Here is a 26,697-nt window from a genome sequence, read left to right as displayed (position 1 = left end):
TTTTCATTCGCAGGTGTGGGTTTTTCGCGTTTGCGCGTCTTCCCCGTCGTTCGCCGCGATCTTGCGGCCCTATCGTCCCCGGGGAGGACTCGCCATGTTGTCTCGCTTCACCCTTCCGCTTTCCCGCCCGCTGGCCTGCGCGGCGCTGCTCGGCGGCCTGCTGCTGGCCGAATACAGCCGCGGCGCCGACCTGCAGCTGGCGCTGCCGGCGCAACCGCTGAGCGCGGCGCTGGGCCAACTGGCCGAGCAGGCGCAGGTCCAGGTGCTGTTCGACGAGGCCCAGTTGCAGGGCCTGCAGGCGCCGGCGGTGCAGGGCCGCTACGGCGTGCGCGAAGCCCTGGAGCGCCTGCTGCAGGGCACCTCGCTGGAACTGGTGGAGGCCGGCGAGGGCTTCGTGGTGCGCCGCCGCGGCAAGGTCGACGCCTTCCAGGACAACACCCTGCAACTGGACTCGCAAACCATCGTCGGCACCGGCGACTCGGTGGACGCCAGCAGCGTCGGGCGCTCGACCCTGACGCGCAAGGACATCGAGCGCATCCAGGCCGACAACATCCCCAGCCTGCTCGACACACTGCCTGGGGTGAGCATGGGCGGCTCGCCCAAGCCCGGCGGGCAGACCGTCAACATCTGGGGCCTGGGCGACGCCGAGGACGTGCCCTTCACCCTCGACGGCGCGCCCAAGAGCGGCTTCGAGCGCTACCAGCAGGGCACCGTGTTCATCGAGCCGGAGCTGATCAAGCGCATCGAGGTGGAGAAGGGCCCGCACTCGGTGTTCAACGGCAACGGCGGCTTCGGCGGCACCGTGCACATGGAGACCAAGGACGCCGGCGACCTGCTGCGCGACGGCAAGGACGTCGGCGCCATGCTCAAGTACGGCTACCACTCCAACGACCAGCAGAAGATCTACAGCGGCGCCGTCTACGGCCGCAGCGAGGACCGCAAGGTCGACGCCCTGGCCTATCTCACCGCGCGCGATGGCCGCGACATCAAGCTGGCCGGGCACATCCCCGACCCGGAAGGGCGCTACCCGATCAACCCGCAGCGCCTGCCCAACAGCGCCCAGGACCTGGACGCCGGGCTGTTCAAGCTGAACCTGCACCCGAACCCGGACAACGACCTGGGCTTCTCCTACAGCCGTTCGGAAAGCACGCGCTGGACGCCGTTTTCCTCGGCCAGCTACCCGACCCCGCCGACCCAGTCGAGCATCGACAAATACGGCTACGAGGCCGCGCTCAAGCGCCTGCTGGCGCACCGCGACACCACCGACACCACCTGGTCCGGCAAGTACCAGTACCACCCTATCGACAACCCGCTGCTCGACCTGCTGCTGCAGTATTCCGAGTCCCACGTCGAGCAGACCGACGAGCGCAACCCTGACGCCTTCTTCCAGGTCGCCACCGGCGGGCAGAAGATGGACACCGACTACCGCGACAAGGTGCTGGAGCTGCGCAACACCAGCCTGTTCGACACCGGCCCGCTGCAACACGCGTTCACCGTCGGCGCGCAGTTGCACAAGCACACCCGCGACACGCAGATGTACATCCCCGGTTCCACCTACGACACCGCGCGCTACAACTACGGGCACTTCCAGCCGGCCTTCATGCCCAGCGGCAAGCAGCTCACCCGCAGCGCCTACGTGCAGGACGCGCTGACCTGGGGCAGCGTGACCGTCACCCCGTCGCTGCGCTTCGACCAGGTGCGCAACGCCGGCAAGGCCAACGATGCGCCGCTCTACGACAACCCGGCCCAGGGCCACGACTACAGCTCGCAGACCTACAGCGGCTGGTCGCCGCGCCTGTCGCTGTTCTGGACCGCCACCGAACGCGTGGCCTTCTTCGCCGACTACTCGCGCACCTGGCGCGCGCCGGTGATCGACGAGCAGTACGAGGTGCAGAACAGCAGCACCATCAGTGCCACCAGCCGCGACCTGGACGCCGAGCGCATCCACGCCCTGCGCCTGGGCAACATCGTCAACCTGCCGGACCTGTTCGTCGCCGGCGACAACCTGCAGGTGCGCACCACGCTGTTCCAGAACAGGATCAAGGACGAAATCTTCCGCACCCGCAGCGTGGCCTGCGAGCAACAGTCCATCGACGACGGCAGCATCGGCGGCAGCTGCGCCGGCATGCTGCCGCTGAGCAATTACCGCAACCTGCCCGGGGCGACCTACAAGGGCTTCGAGATCGAGAGCTTCTACGACAGCGAGCGGCTGTTCGCCGGGCTGTCGTACAGCTGGGTGGAAGGCAAGCACGACGGCGCCTACAGCAACCCCTGGGGCCCCAACGTCTGGGCCCGCGACGTGCCGCCGGCGAAGTGGGTGGCGACCCTCGGCGTGAAATTCCCCGACTGGGACGCGCAGATGGGCTGGCAGGGCGAGTTCGTCCGCCAGACCGACCGCCTGCCCAGCGACAAGTACGTCGGCGGCATGGGCACCGTGGCGGGCGATAGCTATTGGGACCAGACGACCAACGACAGCTACGACACCCAGCGCGTCTTCGCCAGCTGGAAGCCGCGGCGCCTGGGCCTGGAGAACACTGAGCTGAACCTCACGGTGGATAACCTGTTCAACCGCGACTACCACCCGGCGCTGTCGGGCGACAACGTGTACAGCCAGGGGCGCAATGCGAAGTTCAGTGTGACTCAGTACTTCTGAGGTTGCGGTGGTGATGGGTATCGCTTCGCTTCACCCATCCTGCGGGGCGGTGTGTTTGGTGGGGGAGGTGAGGGGAAAGCCCGAGCGCCGATGTCATTCCCCTGTAGGAGCGCGCCCTGCGCGCGAATCGCGGGCAGGGCCCGCTCCTACAAGTGCATGGCCTCATGGAGCGTGTGGGGAACGGAATCGAGCGAGCAGGCCTGCGGCCCCCTCACCCTAACCCTCTCCCGGAGGGAGAGGGGACCGTTCGGAGTGCGTTGGTGTGGCGGCGTTAGCCGGCTAGCACAGGGATTGCCGGCTGAAACCAGGCCTCCTCTCGGCACGGACTAGCCCCCTCTCCCTCCGGGAGAGGGTTGGGGTAAGGGGAAAGCCCGCGCGCCGACGTCATTCCTCTGAACGAGCGGACCCCATCCGCGAATCACTCAACGCCCGCGAATAACCCGCCAGGCCAGGGCGCCGAGCACCCCGCCGGCCAGCGGCGCGACCCAGAATGCCCACAGCTGCTGCAGCGCCCAGGGATCGGTGAAGGGCGCCACGCCCAGGCTGCGCGCCGGGTTCACAGAGGTGTTGCTGACCGGGATGCTGACCAGGTGGATCAGCGCCAGGGCCAGGCCGATGGCCAGCGGCGCGAAGCCGGACGGGGCGTCGCGGTCGGTGGCGCCCATGATGATGAACAGGAAGACTGCGCTCATCAGTACTTCGCACAGCAGCACCGCCTGCAGGCTGTAGCCGCCCGGCGAGTGCTCGGCGTAGCCGTTGGCGGCGAAGCCCTTCGACGGGTCGAAGCCGGCGGCGCCGCTGGCGATGCAGTAGAGCGCGGCGCCGGCGAGCAGGCCGCCGGCCACTTGGGCCAGCACGTAGGGCAGCAACTGGTGGGTGGGGAAGCGCCCGCCGACGCACAGCCCCAGGCTCACCGCCGGGTTGAAGTGGCCGCCGGAGATCGGGCCCACGGCGTAGGCCATGGTCACCACGGTCAGGCCGAAGGCCAGCGATACACCGAGCAGGCCGATGCCGACATTGCCGAATTGCGCGGCCAGCACGGCGCTGCCGCAGCCGCCGAAGACCAGCCAGAAGGTGCCGACGAGTTCGGCACCGAGTTTGCGAAACATGTTTCCCTCCCAGGAACCCAAGGGCCGCCGGAATGGCGGCAAGGGCCGGGATGCTAGGCGAGGAGGGTGGGAGGGGGCTTTAGGGAACGTCTGGAAAAGCCCCGGCTCCCGGAGGAAGGATGCTGGGCGGGCCATCGGCCCGCCCGGTGCTCACACCTGCGTGCCCAACTGCTCGGCGCGCTTGAGCCAGGCCTGGCGCTGTTCCTCGCTGGCGCCGCGCATGGGGCTGAACTCCTCCAGGTGGCGGGTGGCGATGCCGCATGGGCCGAGGATGCAGCGCACCATCTGGCGGTGCGCCGGGGCGCCCTGGCGCAGGCGGTAGCGCCAGTGCGTCTGGTCGTGGGTCACCAGCAGGTCGGCGCTGCGCCCGCCCAGCAGCGGCTCCCACTCGCGGTCCTGCGGGGTGCGGTAGCGGAAGGCGAAGCCGGGCAGGAACACCCGGTCGAAGAAGCCCTGCAGCAGCGCCGGCAGGCCGCCCCACCAGATCGGGTAGACGAACGCCAGGTGCTGGGCCCAGTGCACCTGGCGCTGGGCTTCGAGCAGGTCCGGCTCCAGGTCCTGGCTGCGCTCGTAGCCGCCGCGCAGCACCGGGTCGAAGCGCAGTTCGCCGAGCTTGAGGGTGCGCACCACGTGGTCCTGGCTGCGCGCGCCGTGCTGGTAGGCGTCGGCCAGGGCGTGGCAGAAGCCGTCGGCCTTGGGCGTGCCGAGGATCACCAGGATGCGCTTGCCGTCGCCCTCCAGGGGCGTGGCGCCGGATTTGCCGGATTCAACCATGCTGCCCGGCCTCCAGCATGTCCTGCGGACGGACCCATTCGTCGAACTGCTGGTCCGTCAGGTAGCCCAGCTCCAGCGCCGCCTCGCGCAGCGAGGTGCCTTCCTTGTAGGCCTTCTTGGCGATCTCCGCGGCCTTGTCGTAGCCGATGTGGGTGTTCAGCGCGGTGACCAGCATCAGGCCGCGCTCCAGGTGCTCGGCCATGCGCTCGGCGTCCGGCTGCAGGCCGGCGATGCAGTGGCTGTTGAAGTTGCGGCAGCCGTCGGCCAGCAGGCGGATGGACTCCAGCAGGTTGTGGATGATCACCGGCTTGAACACGTTCAGCTGCAGGTGGCCCTGGCTGGCGGCGAAGGTCAGGGCGGCGTCGTTGCCCATGACCTGGCAGGCCAGCATCGACAGCGCCTCGCACTGCGTCGGGTTGACCTTGCCGGGCATGATCGAGCTGCCCGGCTCGTTGGCCGGCAGGCGTACCTCGGCGATGCCCGCGCGGGGTCCGGAGCCGAGCAGGCGCAGGTCGTTGGCGATCTTCATCAGCGCCACGGCGAGGGTCTTCAGGGCGCCGGCGAGCGTCACCAGCGGCTCGTGGCCGGCGAGGGCGGCGAACTTGTTCGGCGCCGAGACGAAGGGCAGGCCGGTGAGGCCGGCCAGTTCCGCGGCGATGTCCTCGGCGAAGCCCGCCGGGGCGTTCAGCCCGGTGCCCACCGCGGTGCCGCCCTGGGCCAGTTCGTAGACCGCCGGCAGCGCGGCGCGGATGGCGCGCTCGGCGTAGTCGAGCTGGGCGACGAAGGCCGACAGCTCCTGGCCGAAGGTGATGGGCGTGGCGTCCATCAGGTGGGTGCGCCCGGTCTTCACCAGGTCGGCGTGGCGCGCCGACTGCGCGGCTATGCCGCCGACCAGCTCGGCGATGGCCGGCAGCAGCTCCTGGTGCACGGCCTGGGCGGCGGCCAGGTGCATGGCGGTGGGGAAGCTGTCGTTGGAACTCTGCGCGCGGTTGACGTGGTCGTTGGGGTGCACCGGGGCCTTGCCGCCGCGGGCGTTGCCGGCCAGTTCGTTGGCGCGGCCGGCGATCACCTCGTTGACGTTCATGTTGCTCTGGGTACCGCTGCCGGTCTGCCAGACCACCAGCGGGAACTGGTCGTCATGCTGGCCGGCGAGGATCTCGTCGGCGGCCTGCTCGATCAACTGGCCGATCTCCGCCGGCAGCTCGCCCAGGCGCACGTTGACGCGCGCGGCGGCCTTCTTGACCAGCGTCAGGCCATAGACCACGGCCAGCGGCATGCGCTGCCCACCGATGGCGAAGTTCTCCAGCGAGCGCTGCGTCTGCGCGCCCCAGTAGGCCTGCTCGTCGACCTCGATGGGCCCCAGGCTGTCGGTTTCGGTCCGTTTCATGAAGGCGTCCTCCCGGAATGATCTGAGGGAGTTTAGGCCTTGTGCCGGCTTTCGGGTTCCGCGCTGCGTCAATGGCGCTTATAGCTTGCCGGCGGGCCTACCAGCGTGCGTGGGTGGCGCCTATCCAGCCCAGGGCGCGCTTGACCGGCACCTGCTCGCCGGCGGCGCTGCGCAGGAAGCCGTCGTAGTGGCCGAACCACTGGCTGGTGTGGGCATAGAGCAGGCCCAGGCGCGGCGAGGCCTCGTGCAGCTTGAGCGGGGTGAAGGCGAGGTCGACGCGCTGGTCGGCGGTGCTCAGGCGCCAGGGGGCGAGCGGGTCGTTGGGCGCCTGGCGGATGTCCACCTCGCCGCGCAGGCGCTGCAGCTCGCCGCCGAACCACAGGGCGTTTTCCTTGTGTTCGCTGTGGTCGGTCCAGCCCGAGCCGAAGTTGCCGGCGATGCCGCCGGGCGCGGCGAAGGCGGCGCGCGTCCAGAAGCTGCGGAAGGGCCACACGCCACGGCCGAAGTCCAGCGCGGCGAAGCTCTGCCCGGCCTGGGCCTGGTAGGTTTCCTCGCCCAGTTGCAGGGCGCCGGTGAAGGGCAGGCCCATCTGCCGGCTGCAGGCGTGGAAGTGGTTGCCGCCCATGGGCACCACCAGGTTGACCGAGTCCAGGTGCGCCGGGCGCTGCACGTCCAGCGCCAGGGACAGCGGCAGGCCGCCCAGGTCGCCGGCGTCGGCGTGGATGCGCAGGCGCGCGCCCTGGTCGTCGAAGCCCAGGTTGAGGCGTTCGTGGCGGAAGGCGTGGTTCTGGTTGGGGTGGTCGGGCAACTCGCAGCACAGGCCCAGCGGGCAGATCTGGGTGCGGGAATAGGCCTTGCCGGTGTTCAGGTCGAGGAAGTAGAGGGCGCCGTAGCCGAGGTAGTCGAGGTCGGCGATGGTCAGCGAGAGCATCCAGCCCGGGCTGATCAGGCACCAGTGGTTCCAGCGCTTGCGCCGGCCGCGCTGGCCGGGCAGGGCGCAATCCAGCAGCGGCCGCGACGACCAGCCGATGGCGCCCGGGTCCAGGTGGCCCCGTGCATCGCACAGCATCGGTAGGGCGGGAGGCAGCGTGAGGCGGGCCTGGGAGGTCATCGAACACATCCATGTGACAATCTGACCCAGCATGCCGATTCGCCGCTGACAGAACAAGGGTAGGCAGCAACTTTCAGCCATTTCTGCCACTGGGCTGGCATAAACGCCGTTGCTCGGCTCCCGCTTGAGGGCTTTCAGAACTTAGGCGCAGAATGGCGGGTCCCAAGGGACACACCAGACAGACTCAAGGACTGCCCATGACCGCCCTTCGCAAGATTTGCACCGCTGCACTCCTCGTTGGTTTCAGCACCATGGCCCTGGCCGATTCCGCCGCCGAGGCCGAGAAATTCCTCAAGCAGGTCCACGCCGACAAGCTCACGGTGCCGGTCTACGCCCAGGTGCAGCAGATGTTCTCCCAGCACTTCGCCCAGGCGAAGGCGCCGGACAGCAAGAAAGCGGTGCTCGACCGCTACCAGGCCAAGGCCAACGCCGAGCTGGACCGCGCGGTGGGCTGGGAGAAGATCAAGCCGGAGCTGGTCAAGCTCTACACCGACAACTTCACCGAGTCCGAGCTCAAGCAGCTGAACGACTTCTACGCCTCGCCCCTAGGCCAGAAAGTGCTGCAGAAGATGCCGCGCCTGACCGCGCAGTCCGCCCAGCTGACCCAGGCCAAGCTGCAGACCGCGGTCGACCCGGTGAACAAGCTGCTGGCCGACATGGACAAGGAACTGGGCGTGAAGGCCCCGGCGAAGAAGTGACGGAAACAGCGACATGAGCATGCAGGAACGTATCCAGTCCGCCCTGGCCGGCCTCGAACCGCAGCACCTGCAGGTGCTGGACGAGAGCCACATGCACAGCCGCGGCCAGGAAACGCACTACAAGGCGGTGATCGTCAGCCCGGTGTTCGCCGGGCTGAACGCGGTCAAGCGGCACCAGAAGGTCTACGCCACCCTCGGCGAGCTGATGGGCGAGTTCCACGCCCTCGCGCTGCACACCTACACCCCCGAGGAATGGGCCGAGCAGGGCGCCGCGCCCGACTCGCCGACCTGCCGCGGCGGCAGCAAGCACGACCACTGACGCTGCCTGATCGTTGCGGTAGAATGCGCCAACGCCGGCAACCGATGCCGGCGTTGTCTTTTCTGACCCGGTCCGCCCTTTACGCGGGCGACCACTGGAGGATGTACCCCATGACCCGCTCCATCGTCGTGGCGGCGCTGTACAAGTTCGTTTCCCTGCCGGACTACGTCGCGCTGCGCGAACCCCTGCTGCAGACCCTGCTGGACAACGGCATCAAGGGCACCCTGCTGCTCGCCGAGGAAGGCATCAACGGCACCGTGTCCGGTACCCGCGAGGGCATCGACGGCTTGCTCGCCTGGCTGCGCCGGGACCCGCGCCTGGCCGACGTCGACCACAAGGAATCCTACTGCGACGAGCAGCCGTTCTACCGCACCAAGGTCAAGCTGAAGAAAGAGATCGTCACCCTGGGCGTGCCCGGCGTCGATCCCAACCGCCGCGTCGGCACCTACGTCGAGCCGCAGGACTGGAACGCGCTGATCAGCGACCCCGAGGTGCTGCTGATCGACACCCGCAACGACTACGAGGTGGCCATCGGCACCTTCGAAGGCGCGGTCGATCCCAGGACCCAGTCGTTCCGCGAGTTCCCCGACTACGTGAAGGCCCACTACGACCCGGCCAGGCACAAGAAGGTCGCCATGTTCTGCACCGGCGGCATCCGTTGCGAGAAGGCCTCCAGCTACATGCTCGGCGAGGGCTTCGAAGAGGTCTTCCACCTCAAGGGCGGCATCCTCAAGTACCTGGAGGAAGTGCCCGAGGCACAGAGCCTGTGGCGCGGCGACTGCTTCGTGTTCGACAACCGGGTGACGGTGCGCCATGACCTCACCGAGGGCGACTACGACCAGTGCCACGCTTGCCGCAACCCGATCTCGGCCCTGGACCGCGCCAGCGAGCACTATGCCCCGGGCATCAGCTGCCCGCACTGCTGGGACACGCTGAGCGAGAAGACCCGCGCCAGCGCCCGCGAGCGGCAGAAGCAGATCGAGCTGGCGAAGCTGCGCAACCAGCCCCACCCCATCGGCCGCGACCCGCGGCAGGCCGTCCTGGAGGACTGACCCTTGGCCAACGCCCGCCTGCTCTACGTGATGGACCCCATGTGCTCCTGGTGCTGGGGCTTCGCCCCGGTGGCCCAGGCGCTGATTGAGCAGGCGGGCGCCGCCGGCGTACCGCTGGCGCTGGTCATGGGCGGATTGCGCACCGGCCACGGCGCGGCCCTGGAGCCGGCCACCCGGCGCTACATCCTCGAGCACTGGCAGGCGGTGCAGCAGGCCACCGGCCAGCCGTTCCGCTTCGAGGGCGCGCTGCCCGAAGGCTTCGTCTACGACACCGAGCCGGCCTGTCGCGCGGTGGTCGCCGCCCGGCGCCTGGACGAGGAGGCCGCCTGGGCGCTGGTCAAGGCCATCCAGCAGGCCTTCTACGTCGAGGGGCGTGACGTCACCGAGGCCGCGACCCTGGCGCAGCTGGCCGAAAGCGTCGGCCTGCCGCGCATCGAGTTCGCCGAGCTGTTCGACAGCCAGGAAAACCACCTGACGACCCAGGCCGACTTCTCCTGGGCCCGCGACCTGGGCATTGCCGGCTTCCCCACCCTGCTGGCCGAGCGCAACGGCCAACTGGCCCTGCTGACCAATGGCTACCAGCCGCTGGAAGAACTGGCGCCGATGCTCGAGCGCTGGCTGGAGCGCGGCCGCCAGGGCTGACTCCTGTTGCGCCGTTGGTGGTGGTGATGGGTATCGCTTCGCTCAACGCCATCCTACGGGCGTGGTGTATGCCGGAGAATGAATGTAGGAGCGAGCTTGCTCGCGAACGGCACTCCCCGGCGGCAACGACACACCGGCGAACCCCTCCCCCTCACCCCAGCCCTCTCCCGCAAGCGGAAGAGGGCTGGGGTGAGGTCTGATCGCTCGGCGTCACCCTGAATCCGCATCGCTGCGCTTCGCATTCGCGAACGGAATTGCCCTGCAGCGCCGACACGCCCACCACCGACGAAGTGCACCACTGTCGCCCATCGGCTGGCCGAAGGCCCTGGCGCAGGGGTTGGCAACGACGCAGGCGGCGGCCGGCGGCATTTTGTCGGACAATTTTGAGATTTTCCTCGGCCCAGGCCCTGTACCCCCGCCTTGTGGAATGGCTACCATGCGCTAAGAGTAAGGAGGGGCCGTTGCGCTCCAGTCCGGCTACGGCGGGCTGCCGCAGCGGTAAGGACACGAAAGGAATCCGACAATATCCATGGGTGCAACTGGGCAGAGCCGTATTCGCCATGACTCCCGGCTGTGGAAGCTGGTATGGCCGTTCATCGCCGTGGTCCTGCTGCAGGGATTGCTTGGCGTAGGCAGCCTTTACCTGATTTCGGGGGCGCGCGCCTACGTCGGCGGCGAGAGCCTCTGGTCCAAGGGCCAGAAGGACGCCATCCACTACCTGCAGCGCTACGGCGAGACGCGTGACGCCGACGACTACCGGCGCTACCAGGAAGCCATCGCCATCCCCCTCGGCGACCGCCTGCTGCGCACCGCCCTGGACAGCCCGCAGCCGGACTACGAACTGGCGCGCAAAGGCATCCTCGCCGGCGGCAACCATCCCGACGACGTCGGCGCCATCATCACCCTCTACCGCTATTTCCACGACTTCAGCTACTTCAACGAGGCGGTGCGCTACTGGAAGGAGGGCGACCGCTACCTCGACCAGCTCCAGGCCATCGCCGAGGAGATGCACCAGCGCATCCAGGCCGGCCAGGTCGGCCCCGGCGACATCAGCTACTGGGACCAGCGCATCCAGGCCATCAACGAAGGCGTGACCCCCGCCTCCGTGGCCTTCAGCGCCGCGCTCGCCCAGGGCTCGCGGGCGGTGATGCGCCTGCTGCTGGTGGCCAACATCGTCAGCGGCCTGGCCCTGATCCTCCTGGCGGCCTGGCGCACGCGCAAACTGCTGCTGGCCCAGCGCGCCTTCCAGAGCGCCCTGGACAGCGAGCGCGAGAAGGCCCAGACGACCCTGGCGGCGATCGGCGACGCGGTCATCACCATCGACGAGAACGCCCACATCGCCTACCTCAACCCGGCCGCCGAACGCATGATCGGCTGGGACAGCGAGATGGCCGTGGGCCTGCCGCTGAAGTCGCTGCTGCGCATGCTCGACGAGACCTCCGAGGAAGAGGACCTGGCCCTGGTCGGGCAGGTCCTGCGCGGCGAGGTAGAGGCTGGCAGCGAGGTCAGCAAGCTGCTGCAGCGCCTGGACGGCAGCGGCGTGGTGGTGACCCTGGTGGGCACGCCGATCCGCGTCGGCGGCCGCATCGTCGGCGCGGCGCTGGTGCTGCACGATATGACCCGCGAGCGGCAGTACATGGAAAGCCTGTCCTGGCAGGCCACCCACGACTCGCTGACCGGCCTGAGCAACCGCCGCGAGTTCGAGTACCGCCTGGAGCAGGCGCTGGAGCGCTCGGCGCAGCGCAACGACCGCCACAGCCTGATGTACCTCGACCTGGACCAGTTCAAGCTGGTCAACGACACCTGCGGGCATGCCGCCGGCGACGAGCTGCTGCGCCAGACCTGCAGCGTCCTCGAACGCTGCCTGCGCGAGGGCGACACCCTGGCGCGCCTGGGCGGCGACGAGTTCGGCGTGCTGCTGGAGAACTGCCCGCCGGAGGTCGCCGAGCAGATCGCCGAGAACCTCCGCCAGGGCGTCGAGGGCCTGCACTTCGTCTGGGACCGGCGGCCCTTCAACATCACCGTCAGCATCGGCGTGGTGCACGTCTCGGCCATGCTGGTGTCGGTGGAGGAGGCGCTGCGCTGCGCCGACATGGCCTGCTACCTGGCCAAGGAAAAGGGCCGCAACCGCGCCCAGGTGTTCAGCCCGGACGACAGCGAGCTGTCCATGCGCTTCGGCGAGATGGCCTGGGTCCAGCGCATCCGCCAGGCCCTGGACGAGGACCGCTTCCGCCTGTTCGCCCAGCCCATCCGCGCGGTCGACCCGCAGGCCGAGGAGGGCCTGCACGTCGAGCTGCTGCTGCGCGTGCTGGACGAGAGCGGCCGCCTGGTGCCGCCCAACGACTTCATCCCGGCCGCCGAACGCTACGGCCTGATGCCGCTGATCGACCGCTGGGTAGCCAACCGCGCCTTCGAGATCCTCGCCGAACGCCGCGAGGCCGGCTGCGCGCCGATCACCACCTGCGCCATCAACCTGTCCGGGGCCACCATCGGCGACGCCAGCTTCATCCAGATGCTCCGCGAGCTGCAGCCGGCCTACGGCCTGGCGCCGGAGAACATCTGCTTCGAGGTCACCGAGACCAGCGCCATCGCCAACCTGGTCAGCGCCACCCAGTTCATCCACGAACTCAAGGCCATGGGCTACCGCTTCTCCCTCGACGACTTCTGCGCCGGCATGTCGTCCTTCGTCTACCTCAAGCACCTGCCGGTGGACTACCTGAAGATCGACGGCAGCTTCATCAAGGATATGCTGGACGACCCCATCGACCGCGCCATGGTCCAGGTGATCAACCAGATCGGCCACGTCATGGGCAAGCGCACGGTGGCGGAGTTCGTCGAGTCGCAGGAAATCCTCGAAGTGCTGCGGGAGATCGGTATCGATTATGCCCAGGGTTACGCCGTGGGCCGCCCGCAACCGTTCAACCGTCACTATTCCGGGCAGGCGGAGCCGGCCCTGGTGGAGCCGGACACCACCTCCGGACGGTGACAGTGCGCGGCCCGTCATCTAGTCTGGCGGTCGATTTCATCGACGCACAAGGATGGGCCAGCATGAACGAAGCATTCCTCCGCGTCGGGTCCCTGAAGGACCTGACCAGCTACCCGCAGTGGGCACAGGACCTGGTGGCCGCCTGCGAAGGCGCCCGCCGCGCGGTCTCCGGGCACGAGTTCTACCGGCGCCTGCGCGACGGCCAGATTGGCGCCGCGACCCTGCGCACCTACCTCATCGGCGGTTGGCCGGTGGTCGAGCAGTTCCCCCTGTACATGTCGCAGAACCTGCTGAAGACGCGCTTCGGCCGTTCCCCCGGCGAAGACATGGCGCGGCGCTGGCTGATGCGCAACATCCGCGTCGAGCTGAACCATGCCGACCACTGGCTGCGCTGGGCCGAAGCCTACGGCGTGGGCCTGGCGGCGCTGCGCGCGCAGGAGGTGCCCGAGGCGCTGCACGCCCTCGGCCACTGGTGCTGGCACAGCAGCGCCTCGGACGACCTGGCGGTGGCCATGGCGGCCACCAACTACGCGGTGGAGGGCGTGACCGGCGACTGGTCGGCGCTGGTCTGCTCCAGCGACGCCTACGAGCAGACGCTGCCGGCGGAACTGCGCAAGAGCGCGATGAAGTGGCTGCGCCTGCATGCGCACTACGACGATGACCATCCCTGGGAAGCGCTGGAGATCATCTGCACCCTGTGCGGCCAGGAAATCGCCGCCGGGCGCTGGGACGAGCTGCGCGCGGCCATCTGCAAGAGCTTCCGCTACATGGAGCTGTTCCTGGACCACTGCCTGGCCCGGGAACTGGCCGGCACCTCGCGCCGCCTGCAGGTGCGCGTGGCCGGCTGAAGCCCGCCTCAGGGCAGCAGGATGTGCTTGTCGCTGCTGCCCTCGTTCACCTCGCGATAGCGCTGCTGGCCCTCGCTCAGCGGCGATTCGCGCAGCCCGCCGGGCAGCGGCAGGCGGCCTTCGTCGAAGCCGCGGCCGAACTGCTCCAGCATGCGTGCGCAGGCGATGCTGTCATACAGCAGTGAATTGACCCCCACCAGCGAACCGCCGCGGCGGTACAGCGCCAGCGCCGGCAACTGCACGTGGCCGTCCACCGGCGCGGCGATGATGGCGATGCGGCCGAAGGTGGCCAGGGCGCTGACCGCTGCCGGCAGCCAGAAACCGGTGGTGTCGAAGATCACCTCGGCGCCGCCGGGGAATGTTGAATTCACTTGCTCGGCCAGGCGCTCCGGCTGCTCCAGCAGCAGGCTGGCGATGCCGCGGGCCTGCAGTTCGGCGGCCTGTTCGGCGCGGCGCACCCCGGCCAGCACCTCGGCGCCGCGGGCGCGGGCCAGGTCCAGCGCGGCCGAGCCGACCGCGCCGGCGCCGATCACCAGCAGCCGGGTGCCGGCCTTCACGCCGCTGCGCTCCAGGGCGTCCCAGGCTGTGGTGTAGGGCACCCCGCAACTGGCGGCCTGGGCGAAGTCCAGGCTCTTGGGCATCAACGCCACGCCGCGCGCCGGCAGGGCCAGCAGGCCGGCATGGCTGCCGTCGCGGAGGAAGCCGAGCTCCTTGCCGGTACCCCACACGGCCTGGCCGAGCAGCGCCTGCGGGCCTTTCACCACGACCCCGGCGAAATCGCGGCCGGGCACCCGGGGCAGGGTGGTGTAGGGGAAGCGGCCGAGCACGTTCTTCACGTCGCTGGGGTTGAGGCCGGCGGCGCGGACCTCCACCAGCACCTCGTCGGCGGCGGGAACGGGATCGGCCAGTTCGACCCGCTGGAGCGCGTCGAGGTCGCCGGTACGGGCGAATTGCAGGGCTTGCATGGGAGTCTCCGTCGAAGGGTTTCAGTGGAACCAGCGCAGCACCAGCTCGCGGCCGACCGGCAGCAGGCTCTCGCCCAACTGCATGCCGAGCAGGCCGACCAGCGCCACCAGGGGCGGCGCCGGCGAGCGGAAGTCGAGCAGGTTGTAGAGCACGCCGACGGCAACACCGATGGCCAGCGATATCAGGTAGTTCATGGGGCCTCCGGGACGTTCGGCTGGGTGGAGGCAGTCTAGGGCGGACGGCGGGCGGGTACCGGTCAAGGACTTCGGAATTTCGGACAGATTGGGGCGATGTCGTCCGAACGCTGTTTCGTGTGGGAGCCCTGCTCACGGGGACGACAGAAACATCGCCCCCCACCTCGTCATTCCCGCGAACGCGGGAACCCAGCGACTTCCTCTATGAAGCGCAGACCTTTCCTGACCCTCCACCGCACCGCCACCCAGGCCTTCGATATCGCTAGGTTGGCGAATCCACGGAACAGGACGCGCCCGACCATGCCCATCGAACCCGCTGTCTACATCCTCGCCAGCTGCCGCAATGGAACGCTCTACATCGGCGCCACGAGCAACCTGCCCAAGCGTGCCTGGGAACATCGCAACGAGCAGGTTCCGGGCTTCACGGCGCGTTACGGCGTGCATCGGTTGGTCTATTACGAAATGCACGGCTCGATGCTGGAGGCGATCACGCGGGAGAAGCGCCTGAAGAAATGGCGGCGGGAGTGGAAGATCGAGTTGATCGAGTCGTTCAATCCCGATTGGCGTGATCTCTGGGAGGAAATCGTCTGAGGGGTTTTCTGGGTTCCCGCGTTCGCGGGAATGACGTGGTTGGCACAGTGTTTTTCCCGTCATTCCCGCGAACGCGGGAACCCAATAAACAGCCATCTACCCGGACGCATCCCCTCCCGCCATCCCCCACTCCGAAGGCGCCACCCCCAGCTCGCGGCGGAACATCTCGCTGAACGCCCCCGGCGTGTAGCCCAGCTCGTGGGCGATGCGGTTCACCGGGGTGCCGGCGGCCAGCGCGGCCACGGCGGTGGCCAGTTGCACCTGGCGGCGCCAGGCGGCGAAGCCCATGCCCAGGCTGCTCTGGAACAGGCGGGCGAGGGTGCGCACGCTGGCGCCGACGTCGGCGGCGTGCTGCTCCACGGAGATTTCCGTGCTGGGTTTGGCCATCACCGCCCGGCACAGGGCTAGCAGGCGTCGGTCGTCGTCTTCCGGCAGGGGGATGCGCGGCAGGCTGCTGCGGGCGCGGCGCAGTTCCAGCACGCAGAGGTCGGAGAGGGCGCGGTAGTACTCGGCGTCGGGCTGCCTTTCCTGTTCCACCAGGCGCAGGATCAGCTCGCGCAGCAGGGTGCCCACCTCGAACACCTGCACGCGCTCCTCCAGCACCCCGGCCAGGCTCGGGCGCAGGTAGATGTTGCGCATCTGCAGCTCGCTGACCACACGGATGCCGTGGGGTACGCCCGGCGGCAGCCAGACGGCGCGCTGCGGCGGCAGCAGCAGGGCTTCCTGCGGGGTTTCCAGCCACATCAGCCCGGACATGGCGTAGAGCACCTGGCCCCACTCGTGCTCGTGGGGCTCGATGTACAGCCCGCGCGGGTAGCTGCGCGCCAGGCCGCGCAGGGGCACCTGGGTATCGCTGAGGTCGGGCGGGGCGGCGCGGGCCATGGCTCACCGGAAAACGAAGGTCGATGCCGCGCATGGTAGCGGCGGCGCGGGCGCCTTGCATCTGCCCTGGAAAGCTGGTGAACCGCTGTGTAACGAAGGTTTTACGCGGGCGCCGAAGCACTGCGCAGCCCGCCATGGCTGTAACGAAAAGCTGCCGCCCGCGACGCTGGCCGGGCGCTTTCCCACAAGGCTCGCAGGCTTGTTCGCAGCGACCGCAGCGGCTGATATGGCGCCTGCCCCGCGCCCGGCGGCAATTCGCCGCGGCGCGATGCGCCTTGCATGCCGCGCGGCCACGAACCGCGGGGCCCGATCCGTCACAGATAACAACAAAAGGTGACGCAATGACGCGTGATACCCAGCACGCAGGCCAGTTGCAGCGCGGCCTGAAGAATCGCCACATCCAGCTGATCGCCCTCGGCGGCGCCATCGGCACCGGCCTGTTCCTCGGCTCGGCCGGGGTGCTCAAGTCGGCCGGGCCGTCCATGCTGCTCGGCTACGCCATCGCCGGGGTGATCGCCTTCCTGATCATGCGCCAGCTCGGCGAGATGATCGTCGAAGAGCCGGTGGCCGGCTCCTTCAGCCACTTCGCCCACAAGTACTGGGGCGGTTTCGCCGGCTTCCTCTCCGGCTGGAACTGCTGGGTGCTGTACATCCTGGTCGGCATGTCCGAGCTCACCGCGGTGGGCAAGTACGTGCACTACTGGTGGCCGGACGTGCCCACCTGGGCCAGCGCCGCGGTGTTCTTCGTGCTGGTCAACCTCATCAACCTGACCAACGTCAAGCTGTTCGGCGAGGCCGAGTTCTGGTTCGCGATGATCAAGGTCAGCGCCGTGGTCGGCATGATCCTGCTCGGCTGCTGGCTGCTGTTCTCCGGCCACGGCGGCGAGCAGGCGAGCGTGAGCAACCTGTGGAGCCACGGCGGCTTCTTCCCCAACGGCGCCAGCGGGCTGGTGATGGCCATGGCCTTCATCATGTTCTCCTTCGGCGGCCTGGAGATGCTCGGCTTCACCGCCGCCGAGGCCGACCAGCCGAAAACGGTGATCCCCAAGGCGATCAACCAGGTGCTCTGGCGCATCCTGATCTTCTACGTCGGCGCCCTGGCCGTGCTGCTCGCGCTGACGCCCTGGGACAGCCTGCTGCAGAGCATCAGCGCGGCCGGCGACGACTACAGCGGCAGCCCCTTCGTGAAAGTGTTCTCGCTGCTCGGCAGCGACACCGCCGCGCACATCCTCAACTTCGTGGTGCTCACCGCGGCGCTGTCGGTCTACAACAGCGGCACCTACTGCAACGGCCGCATGCTGGTCGGCCTGGCCGAGCAGGGCGACGCGCCCCGCGCCCTGGCGAAGGTGGACAAGCGTGGCGTGCCGGTGCGCGCGCTGCTGGTGTCGGCGCTGGTGACCTTCCTCGCGGTGGTGGTCAACTACGTGATCCCGCACCAGGCGCTGGAACTGCTGATGTCGCTGGTGGTGGCGGCGCTGGTGATCAACTGGGCGATGATCAGCTACGCGCACCTGAAGTTCCGCCAGCGCATGGACCGCGACGGCGTGCGCACCGCCTTCCGCGCCATCTTCTACCCCTACGGCAACTGGCTGTGCCTGGCCTTCGTGCTGTTCATCCTCGGGGTGATGGCGATGATCCCGGGCATCCAGGTCTCGGTGTACGTGATCCCGCTGTGGCTGCTGGTGATGTTCGCCTGCTACCGCCTCAAGCGCTCGCGCGCCGCGCAGCCGGTCTTGGCATTGGCCGAATGAGGGCGAGCCGCGCGCCCGACTTTTCGCCGGGGCGCGCGGCGTTGCCGCCGGCGGCGAACCTTGGCTAGAGTGTCCCGGCCATTTTTCGTCAGAGGGACACCCATGAAAAAAGCATTCTGGCTGCTGGCCGCCGCCGTTCCCGTGCTGCTGGTCGCCTGCGGCGGCGAGGAGAAGAAGGCGCCGCCGGTGGACGCGCTGGTCCTGCCGGGCGACGCCAAGCTGGATTCGCGCAGCGTCGACTACAAGTGCGACGACGGGCGCAAGTTCAGCGTCCAGTACCTGAACAAGGGCGACAACCACCTGGCGGTGGTGCCGGTGAGCGACAGCGCCAGCCTGGTGTTCAGCAACGTCATCTCGGCCTCCGGCGCCAAGTACGCCGCCGGCCAGTACATCTGGTGGACCAAGGGCGAGGAAGCCACCCTGTACAAGGACTGGAAGGGCGGCGAGCCCGCCGACGGGGTTTCCTGCAAGGAACGCTGAGTTCGTCGCGATGAAGAAAGCCCGGCCTGTGCCGGGCTTTTTCGTGGGTGAAAGCTGATGGGTATCGCTTCGCTCAACCCATCCTACAGGCAGCGCCGGGCTGCTCTTCCGCTCTTCGTAGGAGCGAGCTTGCTCGCGAATGGGCCCCGCAGCGGAGTGTGTTCGCGAGCAAGCTCGCTCCTACGAGAAGCCGTACCCGTACCGAGGACCGAACCTCAGAAACTGAACTCCAGGTTCACCGTCGGCGTCGAGGTGCGGCTGCCGGTGCCGCCGTCCACGCCGAACTTGTTGTGCCAGTACTCGTAGCCCACGCCGAGCCAGAGGTTCGGCTGGCGCTTGGCGCCGGGCAGGGCAGCCACCATCAGCGAGGTTCGCACCAGCGTCTCGGCGGCGGTGTCCTTGTCGTTGTAGTCCTCGCCCTTCTCGCCGACGTGGTTGAGGAAACCCTGGAACTTGGCCATGCGGTCGCCGAGCTGGAAGGGTTTCAGCCAGGTCAGGTTGAGCATGTAGGTGCCGTCGAAGGTGTGGTCCGGGTGCTTTGCGCCGGGCACGCCGAAGTGGTTCTTCTCGCGGTAGTACATCAGGCTCAGGTCGAGCACGCCGGCGCCGTTGAACTTCACCGTCGGGCCGATCACCAGGGCGCGCTTCTTCGCCGAGGCCAGGTTGTTGTTGCGGCTGGCGTCGAAGCCGAAGGTCAGCGCATGGTCCTTCACCAGGCCCTTGCCCAGCGGCACGTCGAACACCCGCGAGGCGTACAGCTGGTGGCGGTACACCGCGTAGACCTCGCTGCCACCGTGGTCGGTGCCCTTGCGCGGGTCGCGGCTGTCGGAGAGGAACACGTCCAGGTGGAAGAAGTTGCTGCCGTAGCGGTAGCCGTCGGCGTGGCTGAAGCTGTAGATGCGCTTGGCGAACTTGTCCGGGTTGTTCGGGTTGGTGAACTGCTGGCCGTAGCGGAAGCCCAGCGTGTTGCTGGTCCACTCGAAGAAGCGGTCGTCGTCGGCGAAGGCCGCGTCCAGGGGGAGGCCGGCCAACAGGGCGGCGCTCAGGGCGATACGGCTGCCGGTGCTCAGGCGGCGGGACGTACGCGGGTGTTGGCGGACGGCGCTGGGCGCCGGCACGGATGATACCGGGCGGAACATGCTGCACCTCGATCTTGTTGTTGTTATGGGGCCGGTTGCCGCGTGACTGCCCGCGGCCGGACAGGGACGGTTCTAAAGGTCTGTTGGATTCATTGCAAGTGATTTTTGTATACACAAGTGTATTCAAAAATTGATCCGCGAGTCAGGAATCGGCCTTGCGCCGCGGCGGGCTGCGTTCTGTGCCTGCTGGCGATTGCGCGTTATGCTGTGCTTTCCCTCCGTCCGAATTCCCCGCCATGCTCGTCATCTCCAACGCCGTGCAGATCCCCGACGCCGAAATCGAGCTGAGCGCCATCCGCGCCCAGGGCGCCGGCGGGCAGAACGTCAACAAGGTGTCCAGCGCGGTGCACCTGCGCTTCGACATCCGCGCCTCGTCGCTGCCGGATTTCTACAAGGAGCGCCTGCTGGCGCTGAGCGACCAGCGCATCAGCGGCGACGGCGTGGTGGTGATCAAGGCCCAGCAGTACCGCACCCAGGAGCAGAACCGCGAGGACGCGCTGGAGCGCCTGGCCGAGCTGATCCGCTCGGCGGCCACGGTGCAGAAGAAGCGCAAGCCGACGCGGCCGACCCTCGGCTCCAAGACCCGCCGCCTGGAGGGCAAGAGCAAGCGCGGGGCGATCAAGGCCGGGCGCGGCAAGGTGGATTACTGAAAGGGGCTGCCGGCTCTGCGTAGGATGGGACGAGCGAAGCGACTCCCATCGATGGGTATCGCTGCGCTCAACGCCATCCTACATAACCGGCGCCGTGGCCCTGGCGCTGCGCCAACTGGACAGCAGCACCAGCGTGGCCAGCAGGATTAATACGCCGGCATAGCCGTTGGTGGTGGGGACCAGGCCGTAGCGCTGGGTGGCCGCCCCCGCCAGCACCGCCGGCAGGCTGAAGGCCAGGTAGCTGAGCACGTAGAAGCCGGCCATCAACCCGCCGCGCTCATGGGCATGGGCCAGCGGCACCACCGCGCGCAGGGCGCCGAGGAAGCTGCCGCCGAAGCCCAGCCCGGCCACCGCGGTGCCGAGGAAGAACAGCCAGGCGCTGCCGCTGTCGATGCCCAGCAGGGTCAGCAGCAGGCCGCCGACCAGGGCCAGGCCGCCGCGCCGCAGGATGAGCGGCGCCGCGCCGTGGCGCAGGGCGAAGATCGCCAGGGCGCCGCAGGCGGTCAGCAGGAACACCAGCACGCCGCCGGTGAGCGGCGCCTGCAGGCCGCTGACCTGGCGCGCCAGGCTCGGCCCCAGCGACAGGTAGAAACCGCCCAGGGCCCAGAGGCTGGCATTGAGCGGCGCCACGCTCCAGAAGGCGCGGCGCGCCTGGGGCGGGATGCGGATGCGCGGGCGCAGCGAAGCCAGCGCGCCCGGCTGCGGGCTGACGCTCTCCGGCAGGCGCCACAGCAGCACCAGGCCGAGCGCGAACAGGCCGAACAGCACCCGGTACACCAGGTGCAGCGGCTCGCCGGCGAACTGCACCAGGGCGCTGCTGCCCAGGGCGCCCAGGGCCAGGCCGAGCATGGGCGCGATGCTGTTGACCAGCGGGCCGCGCTCGCGGTCGAAGTCCAGCAGGGCGGCGCCCAGCACGCTGGTGGCAAGGCCGGTGGCGAAGCCCTGCAGCAGGCGCGCCAGGATCAGCGCCTGGACCGAGCCCGCGGCCAGGAACACTGCCATCGCCAGCAACTCGATGAGCAGCGCGGCGCGGATCAGCGGGCGGCGGCCGAGGTGGTCGGACAGCGAGCCGAACACCAGCAGCGCCAGCAGCAGGCCGCCGGCGTAGATGCTGAACACCAGCGTCAGCAGCGTGGGCGAGAAGCCCCAGGTTTCGCGGTACAGCGCGTATAGCGGGGTGGGTGCGCTGGCGGCGGCGAGAAAGCCCATGAGGATGGCGCCGAGCAGGCCGCTGGCAGCCCGCGGGGACAGGCCGGGGCGGCGCTCGCTCGTGCTTTTGGGTAAGGTGGCTGTCATGGTTGGCCTCGCAAAGGCTAAGATTTAGCTTTTGCGAGATGCTGGACCTGTTTCGACACAAAAGCAAATTCTTTGCGTTAGGGTGATTATGGCGATCAATCAGGGCGCGCGGCCGGGGGGCCGCAGTGCGAGGGTGCAGGCCTCGGTGCACAAGGCGGTGACGGAACTGCTGGAGGAGCGCGAACGCGGCGAGCTGACGGTGCCGCTGATAGCCGCCCGCGCCGGGGTGACGCCCTCGACCATCTACCGGCGCTGGGGCGACCTCAACGAACTGCTGGGCGACGTCGCCCTGCAGCGCATCCGCCCGGACGCTGAACCGGCGGACACCGGCAGCCTGCGCGGCGACCTGCGCGCCTGGGGCGAGCAGTACATGGAAGAAACCGCCTCGGTGCCCGGCCGCGCCGTGGTGCTCGACCTGCTGGCCGCCGGCGGCGGCTGCTCCGGCCGCTGCCTGGAGATCGCCCTCGGCCAGTTCGAATGCATCCTCGCCCGCGCAGCCAAACGCGGCGAGGCGCTTCCAGCGGTGGACCGAATCGTCGACCGGCTGATGGCGCCACTGGTCTACCGCATCCTGTTCTCCAGCGAGGAACTGGGCGCCGACTACCTCGAGCGTCTGCTGGACGTCACCCTCGAAGGCCTCTAGCGCGCGCTTTCCAGCGCGACGGCCATGAACCGCCGCGCTTCAGGCGTGGCTAAGACGGATCACCAGGCGGGCGATGGACACGCCGCTGAACAGCACCACGAACAGCCGCAGGGTCTGCATGGCCAGCACCAGGCCGACGTCGGAGTGGGTATCCACCGCGATGATCGCCATGGCGTCCAGGCCGCCGGGGCTGGTGGCCAGGTAGAGGGACAGGAAGTCCATGCCGGTGACGGCCGCCAGGGCCCAGGCGAAGAGCGCGCAGCTGAGGATCAGGCCGAGGGCGCTGACCAGCATGGCCGGCAGGTGGCGGCCGACGTAGGCCAGGCTGGCGCGGTCGAAGCGCAGGCCGATGTAGCAGCCGATCACCCCGTAGGCCAGCACCAGCAGCCAGTGCGGCAGGGCGATCTGCAGCAGCCCGCCCAGTTGCAGCGTGGCGCCGGCCACCAGCGGCACCAGCAGCGGGCCGGCCGGCAGGCGCGCGCCCAGGCTGACGCCGACGAAGATCAGCAGCAGGCAGTTGACCAGGTCGGGCAGGTGGCCGGCGTCGTTCAGCGGCGTGCTGTGGGCCGCCGAGCCGCCGCCTTCCAGGCCCAGCAGGCGGCCGACCAGGGCGCCGGCCATGACCACGCAGACCACCCGCACGTACTGCATGGTCGCCACCACCCGCGGATCGGCGCCGTGGGACTCGGCCATCGCCACCATGGCCGCCGCGCCGCCGGGCGCGGTGCCCCAGGCCGCGGTGCTGCCGGGGATGCCGCCGAAGCGCACCATGGCGTAGCTGACCAGGGCGCTGAGCAACAGGGTGAGCAGGGTGGCGCAGAGCATCAGCGGCCAGGACGCGGCCATGGCTTGCAGCACCGACCAGTTGATGGCGTGGGCCACCAGCAGGCCGATGCAGCCCTGGCTGAGGCGGAAGGCCTGGCGCGGCAGGCGGATGCCGGCGCCGCCGACACCGAAGGCGATGGCCACCAGCATGGGGCCGAGGAACAGCGCGGCGGGGATGCCCAGCCAGGCTAGCAGCTGCCCGGCGCCGCCGGCCGCCAGGATCAGGGCCGGCCACTGCAGGCTGGCGGGGATACGGCTGAGGCTCTGGGCTTGAGGGCTGGACACGCGAAGGCTCCCGACTGCGGACAACGGGGAAAATTATCGATAGCGCAATCCATCAAGTCCATTTTCTAATAGTCATGAATTCATTCCTGAAATCTATCGGTGGCCGCCATGGACCTGCGCGATCTCGCCTATTTCGAAACCATCGCCGAGCTCGGCCACCTGGGCCGCGCGGCGGACCGCCTGGGGCGCAGCCAGCCGGCGCTGACCAAGAGCATCCAGCGCCTGGAGCAGTCCCTGGGCGCCAGCCTGTTCCAGCGCGAGGGCCGGCGCATCCGCCTGACCCCGGCCGGCGAGCTGATGCTGCAGCGCGCCCGCCAGCTGCGCCAGGACATCGAGGAGACGCGCCGCGAGGTACGCGACTTCGCCAGTGGCCTGGTGGGCAACATCCGCCTGGGCTGCGCCGCGACCATGGCCGAGTACCTGCTGCCGCCGCTGGTGGAGGAGCTGTTGCGGCGCGCCCCGGAGGTGACCATCAGCCTGTCCCTGGGCCAGGACGACGTGCTGCGCGAGGCCCTGCGCGGCGGGCGCCTGGACATGGCGATCTGCTCGCGCATCCTCGACGACGCGCACCTGCTCAGCGAGCCGCTGCTGCAGGACCAGGTGGTGGTGGTGGCCAGCCGCGAGCACCCGCTGTTCGACGGCCCGCTGGCCATCGCCGACCTGTGCCGCTACCGCTGGGTGCTGCCGGCGCCCAGCGTGTCGTCGCGGCGCTGGATGGACGCCACCTTCCAGGCCCACGGCCTGCCGCCGCCGCGGGTGCAGATCGAGACCAACGCCATTCCCATGCTGCCCAACCTGATCGCCCGCACCCGGCTGCTCAGCTTCGTTGCCCGCGAAACGCTGGACGGCGGGCTGCATGGGATGAGCCAGTTGCGCGAGGTGAGGCTGGCGGAGACCACCTTGACGCGGACCATGGGGCTGGCGGTGCGGGAGGGGGCCTATCTGTCGCCGGCGGCGCAGTTGTTGCGGGGGATGTTGCGGGAGCATGCGCAGAGGTTTGCGGGGGAGTGAGCTGGGCTTTTCGTAGGAGCGAGCTTGCTCGCGAACAAGCTCCCCGGTGACTCCGCTGCCGGGCCCACCTCTGTTCCCTCTCCCTAACCCTCTCCCTGAAGGGAGAGGGGACCGTTCGGTGTGCGTGGGTATTCCTGAGTCAGCCGGCAGCACCGAAGGTTTCCGGTTGAAACCATTCCTCCTCTCGGCACGGACAAGCCCCCTCTCCCTTCAGGGAGAGGGCTGGGGAGAGGGAGCGGAGTCAATCTGAAACACAGTTGCCGCCAGTAAACGCTGTTCGCGAGCAAGCTCGCTCCTACGAAAAGCAGCAAAGCAGCCGTCTCTTAGCGACTCGGCACTTCGCCCACCACCGTAGTCCGATACATCTCACGCCGCATCCCGTGGTAGTCCGACACCGGGTAGTGCCAGGTGCTGCGGTTGTCCCAGATCGCCAGGGTGCCCTGGCTCCAGCGCATGCGGCAGGTGAAGGCCGGCTGGGTGGCGATGCCGTAGAGGTAGTCCAGCAGCGGCTGCGCTTCGGCCGGGCGCAGGCCCTTGATGCCGCTGGTGTAGGCCGGGTTGACGAAGAGTATCTTCTTGCCGGTCTCCGGGTGGCGCGTCACCAGCGGGTGCGAGCGGGTTTCGCCGTCGGCGTTGCCGTAGCGCACCGCCATGTTCTCCATCAGGTCGTTGTGCTTGGCCTCGGCGCCGTAGGCGCGTTCCGGGCTGTGGATGGCGTCCAGGCTCTCCAGTTGCGCGCGCAGCTTGGGCGACAGCCATTCGTAGGCCAGCGCCAGGTTGGCGAAGAGGGTGTCGCCGCCGAACGGCGGGATGTCGTGGCCGTAGAGCAGGGTGAAGGCCGGCGGGCGTTCCTGGAACGACCAGTCGCTGTGCCAGGCGCCGCCGAACACCACCGGCGTCTTCTCGTCGGCCTCCTTGACCACCCGCACCACGTGGGGATGGTCGGGCAGGCCCTGCACGTAGGGCTCGCGGCCGAATTCGCCGAGGCGCAGGGTGACCGCCTCCAGGTCCTCGACGCCCAGCGACTGCCCGCGGATGAACAGCACCTTGTGCGCCAGCAATGCCTGGCGCAGTTCGGCGAAGCCTTCCTCGCCCAGGCTGCGCAGGTCGACGCCGCTGACGTCCGCGCCGATGGCGCCGGTGGCCGGGACGATCTGGAAGTGGCGGTAGCTGGCGGCGCGGTTCTGGCTCGGCAAGGCGTAGAAGAACTCGAACATGGGGTGCCCTCTTGTTGGTGTTGTCGGCCTGTTGAGGATGGTCGCCGCGGCATACTTGCGCCATGATGATCGGCGCCAGAAATTGATGATTCCCGCCACTTGCAGGAGGCCCCATGGACTGGCGACAGACCCGTGACATCACCGGCGTGCGCCACCTGCTCGACTGCGCCCGCAGCGAGGGCCTGGCCGCGGAGGCCTGCCTGGTGGGCAGCGCCATCGAGCCGCGCGAGCTAGCCGGGCGCCATGCGCAGATCCAGGCCTGGCAGGAGCTGGCGGTGATCCGCAACCTGCTGCAGCAGGGCGCCCGCCCCGGCCTGGGCTTCGCCGCCGGGCGCCGCTACCACCTCACCTCGCTGGGGCTGCTGGGCTTCACCATGCTCGCCTGCCGCAGCCTGCGGGAAGCCTTCGAGACCTTCGGCCGCTACCAGAGCCTGGCCCTGACGCTGTGCCCGGTGAGCCGCGAGGCCGAGCCGCGCGGGCACTGGATGATCTTCGACGACCAGGTGCTGCCGTTGGACGCCCGCGCCTTCGTGGTCGAACGCGGCATCGCCGGTTGCCTGCAACTGGCCGGCGAACTGCTGCAACGCCCGGTGCAGCCGCTGGCGCTGGAGCTGCGCGCCGAGGCGCCGGCCGACCTCGACGCCTACGCCCGCGCCTGGCCGTATCCGGTGCGCTTCGGCGCCCCGCGCAATGCCCTGCTGTTCGCCCGTGCCGACCTGGAGGCCAGCCTGCCGCAGGCCAACCCGGACAGCCGCAGCAGCGGCGAGCAACTGTGCGAGAAGCTCTGCGAGGAGCTGGCGCTACCCCTGGCCGCCACGCCCACCGCGCGGGCGGTGCAGCGCCTGCTGGTGCGCGATGCCGCGAGCCTGCCGGGCTGCCGCGAGGTGGCGCAGCGCCTGGGGCTTTCCGAACGTACCCTGCAGCGCCGCCTGGCCGCCGAAGGGCAGCGCTTCCAGCCGTTGAGCGACGGCATCCGCCTGCGCCTGGCCGAGCGCCTGCTGCTGGAGTCGCGCATGGACCTGAACGGCGTCGCCCAGTGCCTGGGTTATGCCGAGGCGGCCAGCTTCTGCCGGGCCTTCCAGCGTTGGACCGGGACCACCCCGGGGCGCTGGAAGCGCCAGGCCGGGCCGCTGTCGCCACGCTGAGCGCGGGCAAAAAAAGACCGGCCAGCGGCCGGTCGAGCGAGGG

The 26,697-nt window shown here is 69.0% G+C and carries 25 protein-coding genes; 14 read left to right on the top strand and 11 right to left on the bottom strand.

Annotation, left to right across the window (positions count from 1 at the left end):
• The first annotated feature begins 94 nt into the window (after positions 1-94).
• Positions 95-2,653 (top strand): TonB-dependent hemoglobin/transferrin/lactoferrin family receptor, encoded by a 2,559-nt coding sequence (locus ACTWJ5_RS22790; protein WP_444436613.1) that lies wholly within the window; start codon positions 95-97, stop codon positions 2,651-2,653.
• Positions 2,654-3,075: 422 nt separating this feature from the next.
• On the opposite strand, the gene aqpZ is transcribed toward ACTWJ5_RS22790, so the two are convergent.
• The 4 genes from aqpZ to ACTWJ5_RS22770 form a co-directional block, all read right to left on the bottom strand.
• Positions 3,076-3,762 (bottom strand): aquaporin Z, encoded by a 687-nt coding sequence (aqpZ, locus tag ACTWJ5_RS22785; protein ID WP_444436612.1) that lies wholly within the window; start codon positions 3,760-3,762, stop codon positions 3,076-3,078.
• Positions 3,763-3,912: 150 nt separating this feature from the next.
• Positions 3,913-4,536, bottom strand: coding sequence for an NAD(P)H-dependent oxidoreductase (locus ACTWJ5_RS22780; RefSeq protein WP_074977135.1), 624 nt, complete (start codon positions 4,534-4,536; stop codon positions 3,913-3,915).
• Positions 4,529-5,923, bottom strand: coding sequence for a class II fumarate hydratase (locus ACTWJ5_RS22775; RefSeq protein WP_444436611.1), 1,395 nt, complete (start codon positions 5,921-5,923; stop codon positions 4,529-4,531). Before ACTWJ5_RS22775 ends, ACTWJ5_RS22780 begins: the two co-directional genes overlap by 8 nt.
• Positions 5,924-6,020: 97 nt before the next feature.
• Complete coding sequence (locus tag ACTWJ5_RS22770; protein WP_407072403.1) at positions 6,021-7,034, bottom strand: DUF2804 domain-containing protein; 1,014 nt, start codon at positions 7,032-7,034, stop codon at positions 6,021-6,023.
• Positions 7,035-7,186: 152 nt separating this feature from the next.
• On the opposite strand from ACTWJ5_RS22770, the gene ACTWJ5_RS22765 reads away from it, so the two are divergent.
• The 6 genes from ACTWJ5_RS22765 to ACTWJ5_RS22740 all read left to right on the top strand — a co-directional run bounded on the left by ACTWJ5_RS22765 (position 7,187) and on the right by ACTWJ5_RS22740 (position 13,579).
• Entirely contained in the window at positions 7,187-7,732 is a 546-nt protein-coding gene (locus ACTWJ5_RS22765; RefSeq protein ID WP_116423574.1) for a DUF2059 domain-containing protein, read from the top strand.
• 13 nt (positions 7,733-7,745) lie between these two features.
• Positions 7,746-8,051 (top strand): BolA family protein, encoded by a 306-nt coding sequence (locus tag ACTWJ5_RS22760; protein WP_444436610.1) that lies wholly within the window; start codon positions 7,746-7,748, stop codon positions 8,049-8,051.
• A 110-nt stretch (positions 8,052-8,161) separates the two neighbouring features.
• Complete coding sequence (trhO, locus tag ACTWJ5_RS22755; RefSeq protein WP_444436609.1) at positions 8,162-9,103, top strand: oxygen-dependent tRNA uridine(34) hydroxylase TrhO; 942 nt, start codon at positions 8,162-8,164, stop codon at positions 9,101-9,103.
• A 39-nt stretch (positions 9,104-9,142) separates the two neighbouring features.
• Positions 9,143-9,745: a DsbA family protein gene (locus ACTWJ5_RS22750; RefSeq protein WP_256515388.1), complete on the top strand. Its 603-nt coding sequence runs from the start codon at positions 9,143-9,145 to the stop codon at positions 9,743-9,745.
• Positions 9,746-10,274: 529 nt separating this feature from the next.
• Positions 10,275-12,731, top strand: a complete 2,457-nt coding sequence (locus tag ACTWJ5_RS22745) for an EAL domain-containing protein (protein WP_444436608.1) — start codon at positions 10,275-10,277, stop codon at positions 12,729-12,731.
• 62 nt (positions 12,732-12,793) lie between these two features.
• The gene (locus tag ACTWJ5_RS22740; protein WP_444436607.1) at positions 12,794-13,579 is read left to right on the top strand and encodes a TenA family transcriptional regulator; all 786 of its coding nucleotides are present in this window, start codon (positions 12,794-12,796) and stop codon (positions 13,577-13,579) included.
• Positions 13,580-13,587: 8 nt separating this feature from the next.
• Here ACTWJ5_RS22740 and ACTWJ5_RS22735 read toward each other — a convergent pair whose 3' ends face one another.
• Positions 13,588-14,544 (bottom strand): quinone oxidoreductase family protein, encoded by a 957-nt coding sequence (locus tag ACTWJ5_RS22735; RefSeq protein WP_444436606.1) that lies wholly within the window; start codon positions 14,542-14,544, stop codon positions 13,588-13,590.
• A 21-nt stretch (positions 14,545-14,565) separates the two neighbouring features.
• The gene (locus ACTWJ5_RS22730; RefSeq protein ID WP_074977117.1) at positions 14,566-14,739 is read right to left on the bottom strand and encodes a DUF1427 family protein; all 174 of its coding nucleotides are present in this window, start codon (positions 14,737-14,739) and stop codon (positions 14,566-14,568) included.
• Between the two features lie 300 nt (positions 14,740-15,039).
• Here ACTWJ5_RS22730 and ACTWJ5_RS22725 point away from each other — a divergent pair, with 300 nt between their 5' ends.
• The gene (locus ACTWJ5_RS22725) at positions 15,040-15,330 is read left to right on the top strand and encodes a GIY-YIG nuclease family protein (RefSeq protein WP_444436605.1); all 291 of its coding nucleotides are present in this window, start codon (positions 15,040-15,042) and stop codon (positions 15,328-15,330) included.
• 96 nt (positions 15,331-15,426) lie between these two features.
• Here the strand turns inward: ACTWJ5_RS22725 and ACTWJ5_RS22720 are convergent, their stop codons facing one another.
• Positions 15,427-16,212: an AraC family transcriptional regulator gene (locus ACTWJ5_RS22720; protein ID WP_444436604.1), complete on the bottom strand. Its 786-nt coding sequence runs from the start codon at positions 16,210-16,212 to the stop codon at positions 15,427-15,429.
• A 341-nt stretch (positions 16,213-16,553) separates the two neighbouring features.
• Between ACTWJ5_RS22720 and ACTWJ5_RS22715 the strand changes: the two genes are divergently transcribed.
• Positions 16,554-17,963, top strand: coding sequence for an amino acid permease (locus ACTWJ5_RS22715; RefSeq protein ID WP_116423582.1), 1,410 nt, complete (start codon positions 16,554-16,556; stop codon positions 17,961-17,963).
• 102 nt (positions 17,964-18,065) lie between these two features.
• The gene (locus ACTWJ5_RS22710) at positions 18,066-18,443 is read left to right on the top strand and encodes an MliC family protein (RefSeq protein WP_116423583.1); all 378 of its coding nucleotides are present in this window, start codon (positions 18,066-18,068) and stop codon (positions 18,441-18,443) included.
• A gap of 215 nt (positions 18,444-18,658) precedes the next feature.
• Here the strand turns inward: ACTWJ5_RS22710 and ACTWJ5_RS22705 are convergent, their stop codons facing one another.
• Positions 18,659-19,582, bottom strand: a complete 924-nt coding sequence (locus tag ACTWJ5_RS22705; RefSeq protein ID WP_444436603.1) for a nucleoside-binding protein — start codon at positions 19,580-19,582, stop codon at positions 18,659-18,661.
• A 236-nt stretch (positions 19,583-19,818) separates the two neighbouring features.
• Here ACTWJ5_RS22705 and arfB point away from each other — a divergent pair, with 236 nt between their 5' ends.
• Positions 19,819-20,232: an alternative ribosome rescue aminoacyl-tRNA hydrolase ArfB gene (gene arfB / locus ACTWJ5_RS22700; RefSeq protein ID WP_009621591.1), complete on the top strand. Its 414-nt coding sequence runs from the start codon at positions 19,819-19,821 to the stop codon at positions 20,230-20,232.
• A 78-nt stretch (positions 20,233-20,310) separates the two neighbouring features.
• On the opposite strand, the gene ACTWJ5_RS22695 is transcribed toward arfB, so the two are convergent.
• Entirely contained in the window at positions 20,311-21,528 is a 1,218-nt protein-coding gene (locus ACTWJ5_RS22695; protein WP_444436602.1) for an MFS transporter, read from the bottom strand.
• Positions 21,529-21,616: 88 nt separating this feature from the next.
• On the opposite strand from ACTWJ5_RS22695, the gene ACTWJ5_RS22690 reads away from it, so the two are divergent.
• Positions 21,617-22,171: a TetR/AcrR family transcriptional regulator C-terminal ligand-binding domain-containing protein gene (locus ACTWJ5_RS22690; protein ID WP_444436601.1), complete on the top strand. Its 555-nt coding sequence runs from the start codon at positions 21,617-21,619 to the stop codon at positions 22,169-22,171.
• A gap of 39 nt (positions 22,172-22,210) precedes the next feature.
• On the opposite strand, the gene ACTWJ5_RS22685 is transcribed toward ACTWJ5_RS22690, so the two are convergent.
• Positions 22,211-23,281 (bottom strand): AbrB family transcriptional regulator, encoded by a 1,071-nt coding sequence (locus tag ACTWJ5_RS22685; RefSeq protein WP_074977102.1) that lies wholly within the window; start codon positions 23,279-23,281, stop codon positions 22,211-22,213.
• Between the two features lie 108 nt (positions 23,282-23,389).
• Between ACTWJ5_RS22685 and ACTWJ5_RS22680 the strand changes: the two genes are divergently transcribed.
• Positions 23,390-24,292 (top strand): LysR family transcriptional regulator, encoded by a 903-nt coding sequence (locus tag ACTWJ5_RS22680; protein ID WP_444436600.1) that lies wholly within the window; start codon positions 23,390-23,392, stop codon positions 24,290-24,292.
• A 323-nt stretch (positions 24,293-24,615) separates the two neighbouring features.
• Here ACTWJ5_RS22680 and ACTWJ5_RS22675 read toward each other — a convergent pair whose 3' ends face one another.
• Positions 24,616-25,509 (bottom strand): TauD/TfdA dioxygenase family protein, encoded by an 894-nt coding sequence (locus ACTWJ5_RS22675; protein ID WP_444436599.1) that lies wholly within the window; start codon positions 25,507-25,509, stop codon positions 24,616-24,618.
• Between the two features lie 113 nt (positions 25,510-25,622).
• Between ACTWJ5_RS22675 and ACTWJ5_RS22670 the strand changes: the two genes are divergently transcribed.
• Complete coding sequence (locus ACTWJ5_RS22670; protein ID WP_253409906.1) at positions 25,623-26,654, top strand: AraC family transcriptional regulator; 1,032 nt, start codon at positions 25,623-25,625, stop codon at positions 26,652-26,654.
• Positions 26,655-26,697: the final 43 nt, after the last annotated feature.

Origin of the sequence: Pseudomonas sp. A6 (genome assembly GCF_052367875.1) — a bacterium.
GTDB classification, from domain to species: domain Bacteria; phylum Pseudomonadota; class Gammaproteobacteria; order Pseudomonadales; family Pseudomonadaceae; genus Pseudomonas; species Pseudomonas citronellolis.
This window is presented reverse-complemented; position numbering and strand designations above follow the sequence as displayed.